General features: G+C 64.2%; 13 protein-coding genes. 1 reads left to right on the top strand and 12 read right to left on the bottom strand.

What is annotated here, in order from left to right; all coding sequences use genetic code 11:
- Positions 1–55: 55 nt before the first annotated feature.
- Both P2G62_RS15070 and rocF read right to left on the bottom strand, forming a co-directional pair.
- On the bottom strand, positions 56–1,108 hold the full coding sequence (locus tag P2G62_RS15070) for an ornithine cyclodeaminase (RefSeq protein ID WP_275735741.1): 1,053 nt from the start codon (positions 1,106–1,108) through the stop codon (positions 56–58).
- Positions 1,108–2,034, bottom strand: coding sequence for an arginase (gene rocF / locus P2G62_RS15065; protein ID WP_275735740.1), 927 nt, complete (start codon positions 2,032–2,034; stop codon positions 1,108–1,110). The genes P2G62_RS15070 and rocF overlap by 1 nt, the downstream gene beginning before the upstream one ends.
- A gap of 115 nt (positions 2,035–2,149) precedes the next feature.
- On the opposite strand from rocF, the gene P2G62_RS15060 reads away from it, so the two are divergent.
- Positions 2,150–2,578 carry an Lrp/AsnC family transcriptional regulator gene (locus tag P2G62_RS15060; protein ID WP_275735739.1) on the top strand — a complete coding sequence of 143 codons (429 nt, stop codon included), beginning with the start codon at positions 2,150–2,152 and terminating at the stop codon, positions 2,576–2,578.
- A 100-nt stretch (positions 2,579–2,678) separates the two neighbouring features.
- On the opposite strand, the gene P2G62_RS15055 is transcribed toward P2G62_RS15060, so the two are convergent.
- The 10 genes from P2G62_RS15055 to P2G62_RS15010 all read right to left on the bottom strand — a co-directional run bounded on the left by P2G62_RS15055 (position 2,679) and on the right by P2G62_RS15010 (position 13,697).
- Positions 2,679–2,969: a hypothetical protein gene (locus P2G62_RS15055; protein WP_275735738.1), complete on the bottom strand. Its 291-nt coding sequence runs from the start codon at positions 2,967–2,969 to the stop codon at positions 2,679–2,681.
- A gap of 242 nt (positions 2,970–3,211) precedes the next feature.
- On the bottom strand, positions 3,212–4,099 hold the full coding sequence (locus P2G62_RS15050; protein WP_275735737.1) for a glycosyl hydrolase: 888 nt from the start codon (positions 4,097–4,099) through the stop codon (positions 3,212–3,214).
- Positions 4,100–4,129: 30 nt separating this feature from the next.
- Entirely contained in the window at positions 4,130–5,956 is a 1,827-nt protein-coding gene (locus tag P2G62_RS15045) for a glycosyltransferase (protein ID WP_275735736.1), read from the bottom strand.
- An 8-nt stretch (positions 5,957–5,964) separates the two neighbouring features.
- The gene (gene galE, locus P2G62_RS15040; RefSeq protein ID WP_275735735.1) at positions 5,965–6,963 is read right to left on the bottom strand and encodes a UDP-glucose 4-epimerase GalE; all 999 of its coding nucleotides are present in this window, start codon (positions 6,961–6,963) and stop codon (positions 5,965–5,967) included.
- Positions 6,960–8,039 carry a UDP-glucuronic acid decarboxylase family protein gene (locus P2G62_RS15035; protein ID WP_275735734.1) on the bottom strand — a complete coding sequence of 360 codons (1,080 nt, stop codon included), beginning with the start codon at positions 8,037–8,039 and terminating at the stop codon, positions 6,960–6,962. Before P2G62_RS15035 ends, galE begins: the two co-directional genes overlap by 4 nt.
- A 494-nt stretch (positions 8,040–8,533) precedes the next feature.
- Positions 8,534–9,745 carry a tetratricopeptide repeat protein gene (locus P2G62_RS15030; RefSeq protein WP_275735733.1) on the bottom strand — a complete coding sequence of 404 codons (1,212 nt, stop codon included), beginning with the start codon at positions 9,743–9,745 and terminating at the stop codon, positions 8,534–8,536.
- A 160-nt stretch (positions 9,746–9,905) separates the two neighbouring features.
- Positions 9,906–10,946, bottom strand: a complete 1,041-nt coding sequence (locus P2G62_RS15025; protein ID WP_275735732.1) for a DUF3445 domain-containing protein — start codon at positions 10,944–10,946, stop codon at positions 9,906–9,908.
- A gap of 9 nt (positions 10,947–10,955) precedes the next feature.
- Positions 10,956–11,903 carry a PDR/VanB family oxidoreductase gene (locus P2G62_RS15020; RefSeq protein ID WP_275735731.1) on the bottom strand — a complete coding sequence of 316 codons (948 nt, stop codon included), beginning with the start codon at positions 11,901–11,903 and terminating at the stop codon, positions 10,956–10,958.
- The gene (locus tag P2G62_RS15015) at positions 11,900–12,502 is read right to left on the bottom strand and encodes a dimethylamine monooxygenase subunit DmmA family protein (RefSeq protein ID WP_275735730.1); all 603 of its coding nucleotides are present in this window, start codon (positions 12,500–12,502) and stop codon (positions 11,900–11,902) included. The genes P2G62_RS15020 and P2G62_RS15015 overlap by 4 nt, the downstream gene beginning before the upstream one ends.
- A 58-nt stretch (positions 12,503–12,560) precedes the next feature.
- Positions 12,561–13,697: an aminomethyltransferase family protein gene (locus P2G62_RS15010; protein ID WP_275735729.1), complete on the bottom strand. Its 1,137-nt coding sequence runs from the start codon at positions 13,695–13,697 to the stop codon at positions 12,561–12,563.
- Between the last annotated feature and the right edge of the window lie 207 nt (positions 13,698–13,904).

Below are 13,904 nucleotides of genomic sequence, written 5' to 3'. Positions count from 1 at the left end.
CAGATGCCGCATTTTGCGGCACCCCTGCCCCCGCAATGCCCGCCCCCGCCATCAATCAGCGTGCCCGCTGCAACATACCGAACAGATCGCGCGGATCGTCGGGATCGGCCAGCATGTCGAGCGGCTCGAAAAACGCGGTGCCGGCGATGCGTTCATGCACGAAGCGCAGGGCCGAGAAATCCTCGGTCGCGAAGCCCACGGAATCGAACAGCGTGATCTGCTTGTCATGGGTCCGGCCCGGGATCTCGCCGCGCATCACCTGCCACAACTCGTGCACCGGATGATCGGCGGGCAGCTGCTGGATCTCGCCCTCGATCCGGGTCTGCGGCGGGTATTCCACAAAAATATCCGAACGCAGCAGGATGTCGCGGTGCAGCTCGGTCTTGCCCGGGCAATCGCCGCCGATCGCGTTGATATGCACCCCGGCGCCGACCATGTTGTCGGTCAGGATCGTCGCATATTGCTTGTCGGCGGTGCAGGTGGTGATGATCTGCGCGCCCTCGACGGCACTTTGCGCATCGGCGCAGGCGGTAATCTCGAAGCCCTGCGCGCGCAGGTTGCGCGTGGCCTTTTCGGTCGCGGCCGGGTCGACATCATGCAGCCGCAGCCGGTTGATCCCGCACAGCGCCCGGAAGGCCAGCGCCTGAAATTCGCATTGCGCGCCATTGCCGATCATCGCCATCACCTCGGCCCCCTTCGGCGCCAGATAGCGCCCGACCAGCGCCGAGGTCGCCGCCGTGCGCAGCGCGGTCAGCACCGTCATCTCGCTCAGCAAGATCGGATAGCCATTGCTGACCGAGGACAGCACACCGAAGGCGGTAACCGTCTGATACCCCTCGCGGGTGTTCTTGGGGTGGCCGTTGACATATTTGAAGCCGTAATTCTCGGCATCCGCCGTCGGCATCAGCTCGATCACGCCCTCGGCGGAATGGCTGGCCACGCGCGGGGTCTTGTCGAAATCGGGCCAGCGGCGGAAATCATCCTCGATATAGCCGGCCAGATCGGCGATGAACCGTTTGACGCCGGTCGCATTGACCAGATGCATCATGTTTTCGACCGAGACGAAGGGCACATAGGCCAGGGGCGAGGGTTGCGGGCGCGGGGTCATCAGTAGCTCCGGGTTTGGCGGTCCAGCACACGGCGGCCGAACAGGCTGGCGGTCAGGTCGCACAGCAATTTCGCGGTGCGGCCCCGCTCATCAAGAAACGGGTTCAGTTCGACCAGATCGAGCGAGGTCACCACCTTGGAATCGCACAGATATTCCATGATCAGATGGGCCTCTCGGAAGGTTGCGCCCCCGGGCACGGTGGTGCCGACGGCGGGGGCAATGCCGGGTTCCAGAAAGTCGACATCGAAGCTGACGTGCAAAAGCCCGTTGTCGGCCTGCACCCGCGCGATGAAGGCGCGCAGGGGCGCGAGAACGCCGGTCTCGTCGATGGCGCGCATGTCATGCACCTCGATCCCGGTGTCGATCAGGCGCTGATGTTCCGCCGGATCGACCGAGCGGATGCCCATCATGCAGACCTTGGCCGGGTCCAGCGCCACCTCCAGCGCCGGATAGGCACCAAAACCCGGCAGGCCGCAGGCATAGGCCATCGGCGTGCCATGCAGGTTGCCGCTGGTCGTGGTGTCGAGGCTGTGCAGATCGGGGTGCGCATCAAGCCACAGCACATAAAGCGGGCGCCCCAAGGCGCGCGCATGCCGCGCAATGCCCGGGATCGTGCCCGCCGACATCGAATGATCGCCGCCCAGAAAGATCGGCAGATCGCAGGCGGCCGCGGCGGTCTCGGCCTGGGTCACCAGCAGGTCGATCCAGGCGCGGGTTTCGGCCAGATGGTGCACCGCCGGGTTGGCGTGGCCCTGCGGCGCCTGCGCGGGGATCGACAGATCGCCGCGATCCTCGACCTGCCAACCCAAGGCGCGCAGGGTTTCGGGCAGGCCCGCGGTGCGCAGGCTGGCCGGCCCCATCAGGCAGCCGGGCTGGTGGGTGCCGCTTTGGATCGGCGCCCCGAGGATGATAGTGGATTTCGGCATATGGCTCTCCCGTTCTGGATCGAAAGTCACAGAGGGGATTGCAGGTTTCGATTGCCATCTTACGCAATCTGAATATTTATCTGGTCATATTGCAAAGCCAGATGGACAAAGTGAAATGCCAGAGCTATCGGCCACCGATCGCGCTATCATCGCCGCGCTGCGCGTGAATGCGCGGTTGAGCATCACCGAACTGGCCCATGCCGCGCAGGTGTCGCGCACCACGGCCAAGCTGCGGCTGGATGCGCTGGTGGCCGATGGCCGGATCCGGCGCTTCACGATCGAAACGGATGTGGATGTCGAAGGCGAGGTGCGCGCGATCACGCTGGTCGAATTGCAGGGCAAGCTGTCGCGCAACGTGATCCGCACGATCACAGCGATCCCCGAGGTCAGCACCGTGCATGCGACCAACGGCGCCTGGGATCTGGTGGTGGAAATCCGCACCGACTCGCTGGTCAATTTCGACCGGGTGCTGCGCGCGATCCGGGAGGTGCCCGGTGTACTCAACAGTCAAAGCTGCCTGTTGCTGGCGCATGTGGCGGGATGATCGGCGCCGGCGCGCACCGCAGAATGCCGACCCATCGCCGGCATCCCGCAAATCTATCGGCTAACGGGCGGCAGGGGTCGCCCCCGGCCTGCCGCCGGGATCAGCGCTTGTAGCAGCGCGATTTGGAGCCGAAGCCCGCGGGCGAGCAGATCCAGCTGCCCGAGCCCGGCGCCCGCGCCGCGATAACCAGGCGCTCTTCTGCCGGGGCCGTGCGGGCGGCCAGCCAGTCGAACCGCGCCGCGCCTTTGCCAGCGTGGGTTTTCACCTTGCTTGCGGCCGCGCGGGTATCGTCGCTCGGCCCTTCGGCCATAGCCGGTGCCGTCGAAACGACGAGAGTGCACGAGATCAGCGCCGCCGCCGCGGCCGACTTCAGAATGGAAATATCGGTCATTTGCTCCGCCTCATTGTTGCACGTCAGACCACTCGCGAAAGCCGTCTTCAGCTCTTATTGGCAACCACAAGTGTTAAAAATCTTCCTACAGGTCAATAAAAACCTTGACGTGGCAGAACTGCGGCGAAGATGTGGCGAAACATGAAAAACAACGCGCAGGAAATTTCCTGCGCGTTTTCATTGCCTTGCAAACCGAACCACAAGTGGCGGATTTTCGCCACCTGTGGTGTCGAAGTCGGATATTATTTCAAGATCTGGTTCTTCACACGCCAATCGGGGGCGCCGAACCCTTCAGGCCAGGGATAGACCTCGGGCTGGTTGAAATAGACCACACCGACAAGATTCGGGTATTCCGGCTTCTCTTGACGGACCGAAGCGTTCCAGGTCTTGACGTAACCTTCCTTGCCGACATAGCCCAGTTCGGCCACGACGACCGGCTTGCCGAAGGCCGCCGCACGTTCGTAGCGGGGTCCGAAGATTTCGTCGAAACTCCGGTCGTGGCCATATTTCGCCTGATCCCAGGCCTGCAGCCCGAACACCGTTAGCCCGATCAGATCGGCGTAATCGTCACCCGGATAGTATTTCGCCATCTCCTCGTCCCCCAGAGGCGACCACATCACGGTGATATTGGGCGCGCTCTTGCGGCACAGGTCGATCATGTGGCGGTAGGCTTCGATATAGGTCTCCGGCTCCCAGCCCGACCAGATGAACTGCCCCGAGCGGTCGTCCATCTCATGCGCGAAGCGCAGCGTCACCGGGCTTTTCAGCGTGCCCAGCACATCGCAGACCGCCTTCATGTTCGCGTCATAGCGCCCGTCCTTGATACCGCGGCGCAGATATTGCGCGGTGTTGCGCTCGCTGCGCGACCAGGTCCAGGGCTCCAGCGTGACCAGAAGCGCCCTGCCCCGTTCCAGCGCATAGGTATCGGCATCGTTGAGCGAAGGCAGATAGACGTCTTCCCAGGGCAGGAACAGATGTTCGATCACCACCTGATCGTCAGCGGTGAAATCCCCGTCAGGATCGTAGACGCCGAACGGCAACGTCCCGGGGGGGGCCGCGAAACTGGCGGTCCCGGCAAGCATGAGGCTAACCGACAGCGCGGCGCGAATGCGTTTCCCGATCTGTATCATGGTAGTGTCCTCCTTTACAATATCCGGCGCTCAGTTGCGCCAAATGGGCCCGAAGTGAACGCGGATTTCGCCGGGGCGGCCCATCCCCGCGCCCGAAACCACATACTCGACCGTTGACAGACCGGCGGGCTCGAACCCGATCGCCAGGGCCTGCAGGCTTTCCTCGCCGCGCATCGCCACCGCCCAGATCACCAGTGCGATCATGCAGGTCAGCCCCACGAGATAACCCGAAAGACTGGCGCCCATTTCGCGGATCAGCCCGGCGCGACGGTTTTCCCACAGATGGCGTAGCACGATGGTGACCAGCAACACCAGATACAGAAACACATTGACCAGCGACAAAAGATAGAACCCGCGCGCCTGGGTCAGGTCCGAGACCACCAGCACCGGGATCAGTGCCCCAAGTGCAAGCGCGGCATAGACCGCGATGATCCGTGGCGGCAGTTTCGCGCTGGCCGCCTCGCCCTTGGGGGTGATGCGAAAATCGACAAAACCGCCGGAAATCCGGTCGTAAACCGCCATCGCACAGCCCCAGAACACCCAGGGCCATTGCAGCAGCACAAACAGCGCCTTTTCCCAGGACAGGACCTTGGCATCCACCGGACGGAAGAACCCGTCGCGCTTGATCAGTGTGGCAAATAGCAGCATCAGCAACATCGAGGGAATGAAATGACCGATGAAGGCGGCATAGGTCACATCGGCGAAGCGAATGTCGAAACTGACCGCCAGGATCGGCACGAAATACATCATCGCCATCGACAGGGTGAAGAACGCATACCAGCTTTGGCACAGCAGGAACAGGAACCGCAGCCGCAACGGCAGCGCGCGCAGATAGCGCGGCGTGTAGCGCAGCAACAGCGTCATCAGCGACCGCGACCACTGGAATTCCTGCGTCACCAGATCGGGCAGCGTGGCGGGCCCGTCGCCGATCGCGATGGCATCCATCGCATGCACCCCGCGCCAACCAGCCGCCGCGATCAGCATCGTCGTCGAATGATCCTCGGCCAGTTCGGGGCCCAGACCGCCGGCCTGCTTCAGCGCCACGGTGCGCACCGCGTAATGCGACCCGATGCACATCGGCGTCAGCACCGCTGAATAGCCCGCCTGAAAGACGCCGTGAAACGCCGCTTCGGAATAGAGCCGCGTGCGCGCGGCCCAGCTTTCCCGTGCATTGGCCGAGCAGATCGAGGGTGCCGAGACGTAGCCCACTTTCGGATCGGCAAAAGGGCGCAGCATCTCGCGCAGATAACCGGGCTGGGGCACATGATCGCTGTCGAGCTGCGCGACGATGTCGTAAGTGTCATAACCCCAGGTATCGTAGAAATAGGCCAGATTGCCCTCTTTGCAGCGGGTCCGGCGCGGCCATTCGGCGCGGTGATAGGCCGCGATCCCCTGCCGCGACGAAATCCGCACCCCATGCGCCGCACACCAGGCGCGGGTGGCGTCATCGGGTGCCTCATCCGCAAGCCAGGTGTCATGCGGGTAGTCCTGCGCCAGCATCGCCTCCAGCGTCTTGCGCACCACCGCAAACGGCTCTGACGGGGTTTTTGTCGTCACCATCGCCACCCGCCAGCGCCCGGGCACCGGATCGGGGGCAGATGAACGGCGGGCGGCCAGGAAGACCAGCACGAAATAGAGCTGCATCCCCCAGATCCAGAGCATGGCGCCGGTCACGATCCAATAGCGCCCCAGACCAAGGACATGGGAAGGCCGCAGCCACCATGCCCAAAACCAACCCGCCGCGACCATCCAAAGCCCAGCCACCACATAATATTTCACCGCACGCCGCCCGGACAGGATGGGGACAAGAAACGGGCGGGATTCGGTGGCGGGATGGCCAAGCCTTGAATGGGTCATTTCTGCAGTCATCTACACGCGACCTCGGACTGCGGCGCAAACCAGGGTGCCGCATCGGCAACGATGCGATCCAGATCGCGGTGGCGCGCGCGAAAGCCCAGCCGCGCCTCCGCCAACCGCGGGTCCGCCGTCAGCTCGGCCGGGTCGCCCGGGCGCCGCGCCTCGAACGTGACCGGAACCTTGCGCCCGGTCACCCGCTCGACCGCGGCAATCACCGCACGCACCGAGGCCCCCTGCCCCGTGCCCAGGTTGACGGCCAGACTGTCGCCGCCATCGGCCAGATGGGTCAGCGCCCGCAGATGCGCCTGCGCCAGATCGTCGACATGGATGTAATCGCGGATGCAGGTGCCGTCGGGCGTCGGGTAGTCGGTGCCGAAGACCCGCAGCGCAGGCCCCGTGCCATAGGCCGCCATCAACGCCAGCGGGATCAGGTGGGTCTCGGGGGTGTGGTGCTCGCCGATTTCGCCCTCCGGATCGGCGCCCGCCGCATTGAAATAGCGCAACGCGACATAGCGCAGATCGCCCACCGCCGCCGCATCGCGCAGCATCCATTCGCAAAACAGCTTGGTGCGGCCATAGGGGTTGATCGGGTTTTGCGGCGTCGCCTCGTCGATCGGCAGCACCTGCGGCACGCCATAGGTCGCGCAGCTTGACGAAAACACGATCTGCCGAACCCCGGCCTGCGCCATCGCCCCCAGAAGCGCGACCATCCCGCCAAGGTTGTTGTCGTAATACAGCGTCGGCTGCGTCACGCTTTCGCCCACATAGGCAAGGGCCGCGAAATGGATCACCGCCTCGATCCGGTGCCGGACCAGCGCGTCCAGCACCGCATCCCGGTCGCGCAGATCGCCGACCTCCAGCGGGCCCCATTTCACCGCATCACGATGCCCGCGCGACAGGTTGTCGAAGCTGACCGGCTCGATCCCGGCGCGGGCAAGGGCCTTGCAGCAATGCGCCCCGATGTAGCCGGCCCCGCCGGTCACCAGAATGCGCGGCGCGGCTGTCATGACACCGCCTCCCCCGCGCGCCGTGCGGTTGCCAGTCCCTGCATCTGCGCCAGTTCGGCGCTGAAATAGGCGATGGTCGGAACCAGCCCTTCGGCAAGCGAGATCTTCGGCGCCCAGTCGAGCAGACGCCCGGCGCGGGAAATGTCGGGGCGGCGCTGGCGCGGGTCGTCGACCGGCAGGTCGCGATAGGTCAGCGCCGATTTCGAGCCGGTCATCTGCAGCACAAGTTGCGCCAGCTCGATCATCGTGAACTCGCCCGGATTGCCCAGATTGACCGGGTCGTTGATCGTGGCCAGATGCTCGTCGGCATCCATCAGCGCCATCAACCCGTCGAGCATGTCGTCGATATAACAGAACGACCGCGTCTGCAGACCTTCGCCGTAGATCGTGATCGGCGCACCGCTGAGCGCCTGCACCACGAAGTTCGACACCACGCGCCCGTCGCCCGGGTCCATCCGCGGACCATAGGTGTTGAAGATCCGCGCGATGCGCACATCAATCCCATGCTGACGGTTGGTTTCGTAAAACAGCGTCTCGGCCGCGCGCTTGCCCTCGTCATAGCACGACCGTGGCCCGACCGTGTTGACCAGCCCGCGATAATCTTCGGACTGCAACGGGCAATCGGGGTCGCCATAGACCTCGGAGGTCGAGCTTTGCAGGATTCGCGCGCCCTTTTCGCGAGCCAGCGCCAGCAGGTTCAGCCCGCCGAAGATGCTGGTCTTGAAAGTGTGCAGCGGATCGCGCTGGTATTTCGGCGGCGAGGCCGGACAGGCCAGATTGTAGATCTGGTCGATCGGACCGTTCACCCGGAACGGCGTGACCACATCGTGCAGCACGAAAGCAAACCGCGGATGCGGCAACAGGGCTGCGATATTCTCGCTGCGCCCGGTTTCCAGATTATCCAGACAGATGACCCGGTCGCCCCGGGCGATCAGGCGTCGGCTCAGGTTGGATCCGATAAAGCCGGCCCCCCCGGCAATCAGAACCGTCCGCTCTTTGCCCCGCTCCTTACTTGTCGAACGCAAAGCCCTAGGAACACCCCCGAAATCGGGCGTGTAAACATAATCCTTCCCCATTTTAGCCCCCCAAATTGAGACGAGGGCGCTTGCTTCAAAACACAAACATCCCATAACCCTCCATCCCTCACGGATGAAGATAGCGTCTCATCAGATCCCAAACAGTTTTTGATTTCGTTATCTCAGATGTGCCCCCCAGCACCTCCGATCTTCGCAGCGAGGATATTCGATCCCCAAGACCTCACTATAATATTTTTATTACAGAAACGCCACTTAACCTTTTGGATAGTGTCGCGACCGGCCACGCATCGTCAGCCGCGAAACGGCGGGTGGCGATCATATCGTCCTTGCAAACAGCCCTTTTTCGAGCCAAGGGACTGTTTTTACATTCTATTTACCGCGTTCATCCACAGCCGCGCCTGCCCCGCTGCCGTCTGCTGTTTGGCAAAAAATGACCGGAAATCATTTAGTTCCCGGTCATTTCGGCATCAAGCCAACACCCCCCACCGCCCACAGGGTCCGAATCGGTCCAAAATGCCCCACGGCGCCCCTGGCTACTGCGCGGCGATCAGCGCGCCGATCAGTTCACCGCGCAACACCCCATGACCGCAATCGTTCCGGTCCAGTGTCGCACGACACATCCGCGACAGGCCGCGCAGTGTCTTTTCCCCCGCCAGCCCGTCAAGCTTGCCCGTATATTGCCCGGCCTGTTTCATCCGCGCTTGCAGCAGGTAGATCGCGAAATTCGGGTTGGCCTTGAACAGATCCTTGCCGAAATCCGCGTCCACCGGCTCGGGCGCAGCCGCCAATTGCTCTTGCAATCCGGCATAGGCGCGCAGCTGCTTGGTCTTGGCCGTAGCGATGGTGAAGCCATAGCGCCATTGCTCGACCGGGCTCAGCAGCGCGGCGTGACGCTCGACCAGGGTCGCGGCACGGGCGGGCTCTTTGCGGATGTTCAGGCCGTTGCCATCCCGCACCAACCCGATCAGATACCGCGCGGCCTCGGCGTTGCCCGCATCCGCAGCCGCCCCCAGTTTCGCCAGCGTGGCCGGACCGTCGGCGCGCATCGAGATGCCCCACATCTGCCGCATGGCATCCAGCACCTCGATCCGCTCATTACCCATGGCGCGCGCCCGGCGGGCAAAATCGTCGAATTTCATCCGCGAGGTCTTGCCGCCGCCCAGGTAGCCATACATCGCGCCCTCGGCCAGAATGGCCCAGGCTGCACCCTGCCCCATCTCTCCGGCGCGAACCAGATAGGCCTGTGCGGCCTTGGGGTCTTTCTGACTCCACATCAGCGCTTCGCCATAGAGCCGCAACCCGGTCGGATCGCCCCGGTCGGCCGCCTGTTCGAACAGCTCGCGCGCGCGTTCCATGTCCTTCGGCAGGCCGGAGCCATACAGCAGAAACGTCCCCAGCGAGAGCTGCGCCTTGACATCCCCGGCCGCGGCGGCGGTCTCCAGCAGCGCGCGCCCGGTCGCGGGATCGCTTGGCCCCGCCCAGCCACCGATCAGCATCTCGCCCAGATCGCGCTGCGCCACGACATCGCCCGCAGCGGCCAGATCCCGCAGGATCGCCATTCCGGCATCGACATCCGGGGTGACGCCCTCGGCGCCATAGATCAGGGCCATGCCCTGTGCATGCGTCGGCGCCGCCCCGGTTTGCGCAAGGGTGCCATCGACCGCGAACACCGCCAAGGCCGCAACGCAAACCCCGATCCGGAGCCCCCGCGTCCGCCACAACTGCCTGGAAACGAAACTCGTCATGATCACCCTCCCGTTCGTTGATCTTGCACGCGCAGCAGAACACCACGCGCTGCACCGGCAAGCCCCGGTGCAGGATTCGGAATGGATCGTGACCTGCGCTGTTCTTAGCACATATTCGCGCAATTGTGCAGTGCAAAGGTGTCGGATATCGCAGGCTTGCTCAGTCCGGGAAGATCCCGGGCGAGGTTTCGGCGCCATCGTCGAAGTGTTCCAGATAATCGACGATCACCGGCCGGTTGACCGCAAAGCCCTTGTATTCGGCCAGCTCGTCGGGCAGGTCGCGCAGCACCCGGTGCAGACGGCGGCCCCATTTCGGCACCGTCACGATATCCTCCAGCGAACACAGGTAGCAGCGGATCGGAAAGGCGATCGCGTTCGAGCGCGGCAACCGCCACAGCGTCTGCAACTCGACCCGCAGGTATTGCTTCGATCCCACCGTCGCGGGCGTGATCGTGCGCTTTTCCGGGCCCCATTTATGGTAGTTTTCCGGGCTGGTATCGAGCCGCGGATTGACCGTCATCGTCCAGTTCAGCCGCCGCGTCGGCGCCCCTTGTTGCAGGTTCAGCAGGAATTTCAGCGCGCGCTGGAACACCCCCATCTCATTGGCCTTGGGCACCGGGGCGTGCCATTCGAAGAAGTTCATCCCGATGTCGAAATCCAGCGACCAGTCGGCCTGGCTGGTAATCATGCCCGCATCCATCCACAGATTGCCCTCACGCTGATCCAGCAGCGCGTGGTCGCCCTGGGTCTGGCGGGTGATATATTCCAGCGGCCCGCAGGGCAGCGTGGTCGCATCCAGAAAAGTGAAGCGCTGCTCGATCCCCAGCGGGCGGTTGATCCAGTGCCAGCGGTCGCCGTCGCGGTGCAGTTCGAACAGATCCGGGTAATCCTCGGATTTCGACACCATCACCAGCTCCAGGAAATCCCAGCCTGCCAGTTCCATATGCGGCAGCGACTGGCAGCGCAGCGGATCGTCACGCAGGGTGATTTCGCGATCGCGCATCTCGGCCACATAATGTTCGTCGACATCGAAGCGTTTCTCGAACGGGCTGCCCGCGCGCCCGCCGGCGTGCGGCTCCAGGTTGACCGAATACATGTAGCTGTCCTGGTCGAACGGGAACGGGAAGCGGCGGATGCCTTCGGGCGAATTGTGGAAGGTATAGTCGTCGCGGAAGGTTTCGTCGTGGAATTGCAGCGTCATCAGTGCCTCCTAGAGGTCGAGAATGAGGGTGTCGCCCCGGAACCGCGACACGCAGGGCATGATCTTGGTCTGGCTGGATTTTTCGTCATCCGACAGCCAGTGATCGTGATGCTCGATCTGCCCGTGGCAGGCGCTGACCCCGGTTTCACAGCGCCCGCAGGCACCACCCCGGCATGACCAGTCGACCGGCACCTGCGCGGCCTCCAGCGCTTCGAGCAGGCTTTGATGCGCGCCCACCGTCACCGTCCGGCCCGAGCGTGCAAGGGTCACGGTAAAGGGCGTGCCGGGGGGCGGTGCCATGAACACCTCGGAATGCAGCGCGCCCCGGGGCCAGCCCAGCCGCGCAGCCGTTTCCGCCACCGCGTCGATCAGGCCCTCGGGGCCGCAGGTATAGACATGCGTGCCCAGCGGTTGCCCGCCCAGCACCGCGCCCAGATCCATCCGGTTGCCCTCGTCCGAGATATGCACATGGATCTGCGGCAGATCGGGCAGCAGCGCCAGCCCCGCGGCTTCGCTGCGTGAGCGCGCGGCATAGTGCAGCTCGAACGGCATTTGCAGGCGGGCCAGCTGTTTCAGCTGCGCCACGAAGGGCGTGATGCCGATGCCGCCCGCGATCATCACATGTTTCTTCGCGCGCAGGTCCAGCGCGAACAGGTTCAGCGGTGCGGAAATCCGCAGCATGTCCCCCACCGCGACCTGACGGTGCAAAAAGACCGAACCGCCGCGGCCGCCATCCTCGCGCCGCACGGCGATTTCATAGCCCGACCCATCCAGCGGATCGGAAATCAGCGAATAGGCATTGCGCCGCAGGATGTCCCCGTCCGGCATTTCCACGACGACATGCGCGCCGCCGGAAAACAGCGGCAGATCGGCGCCTTCTGGGTGCTCGAACCGGAACCGGGTGACCAGCGGCGACAAGGCTTCGCGCGCGGTGACGCGCAACATCTGGGCGCTCATGGTTTGATCTCCTGCACGGGGGGGATGAGGCCGGGGGTTTCGGCATCGACGCAGACGCCCTGAAACGCCCCCAGACGGCGCGAGAAATGGTCGCGCACGAACAGCGTCAGGCCACAGTGCGAACAGACGAACGGGTCGGTGGTGACGTTTTCGGTCATCCCCTTGCAATGCACGCATTGCATCCGCCGCGCGATATGGCCGCGGTGTTCGGATTGGATCGCATCGGCGGGCAGCCCCGCCGCCAGCGCCTCGGCCGTGGCCTGCCCGATCAGCCCCTCGGTCCCCGCCAGATACAGCTGCGTGCCCATATGCGCATCCGCCAGCGCCTTGCGGAAGCGTTCCAGACAGGCTGCGAAGCTGGGGGCCTCGCGATACATCCGCGGGTTCAGCGCCGCCAGCCGGGGGCCGAAATCGGTGCCCGCGGGAATGAACATCAGATGCGCGCGATCCATGACCGAGCGGTCCTGCGCCGCCAGATCCAGGATCGCCTCGGCACCCGCGCCGTCCGCCAGCAGGATCGCAGGCGTGGCCCCCTGCGAGGTCAGCCCGGGATAGACCGGGCGGGTCGTGATCGAGGGGGAAAATTGAGTTCGAGGCATGGCATGGTCCCTGTTGGTTGCGGGCGGGGCGATCTGATGCCGCCCCTGCCCTGACGCATCAGCCCTTGGCGGTGCGGCGCTTCTTGTCGGGGTCGAAGAAGGGCATCGGCGCAGTGACGGCACCGATCCGGCCCGCATCCTTGCTGTCGACGACCAGCCGGGTGCCTTCGTTCGCACAATCGACCGGCAGGCGGGCGATGGCGACGGTCCAGTCGTTCAGCGGCGAATACATCGCCTGCGTCACGACACCGATCTGCTGGCCGTCGCGCAGCACCGGCGCGCCGTTTTCGGGCGGCACCGTGCCGTCGATCTTCAGCCCCCAGATCTTGAACCGTTCGCGACCCTTCAGGCGGTAATGCTCTTCCGCGCCCCGGAACCCGGTCTTGCCCGGGCTGACGGTGAAATCGAGCCCCAGCTCCCACAGCGTATCGCCGCAGGGCTCGTTTTCGAACGGATAGGCCTCGGAATTGTCATAGGGGAAGAACAGCAGATAGCTTTCGGTGCGCAGCAGATCGAGCGTGGTGAACCGGCAGGGGATGATCCCCATTTCGGCACCTTCCGCCACGATCCGGTCCCACACCATCGGCGCATCCTGACCGCGCACGAACAGCTCATACCCCCGCTCGCCGGTATAGCCGGTGCGCGAGATCATCGCGGGCACGCCGAACAGCGACGTCGGCATATGGCTGAAATAGGTCAGGTTGCGGATGCCGGGGACGTATTTCTCCAGGAAATCCACCGCCAGCGGGCCCTGCAGCGACAGATCGTGCAGGTTGTCGTCGAACCGGATCGACACATCGCGGCCGGTCGCGGCCATGGTCAGTTGCTCGTGCCCCGCGCCCGCGCCATGCACCACCATGAAGGCATTGGGCCCGGTGCGGTAGATCACGCAGTCATCGACGAACTTGCCTGCGTCATTCAACATGCAGGCATAGACCGCGCGCCCCGGCATCAGCTTTTCGACATTGCGGGTGGTGGCGCGGTCGATCACATGGCTGGCGGCGGGGCCGGTGATATGCACCTTCTTCAGCCCCGAGACATCCATGATCCCCGCTTTGGTGCGGATCGCCATATATTCGGCCAGCGGGTCGCCGTCATAGGACCATGCGGTGCCCATCCCGCTCCAGTCTTCGAGGCCGGAGCCGAGCGCGCGGTGCCGGTCGGCCAGCGTCGAAAATCTCCACGATGCGGTCATGTTTCGCTTCCTTGTCCTGTCATCAGTCGTTTGTGTGGTCCCACGGGCGGGCCTACCGCCCGTGGGTATCTTGCTTAGTGGTGGCCGTTTTTGGCCGTGTCATAAGCGTGTTTTTCGTGTTTCCATCCGAGGATGACGGCGATCAGGACGCAGAGGTAGCACAGGGCGATCCAGAACAGTTCGGCGCTGCCGAAGCCTGCGTAGATC

The sequence above is a fragment of the Paenirhodobacter sp. CAU 1674 genome (genome assembly GCF_029222945.1).
Classification (GTDB): Bacteria; Pseudomonadota; Alphaproteobacteria; order Rhodobacterales; family Rhodobacteraceae; genus Rhodobacter.
Note: the sequence above shows the minus strand (reverse complement) of the source record. Positions and strands in the feature narration are given on the sequence as shown.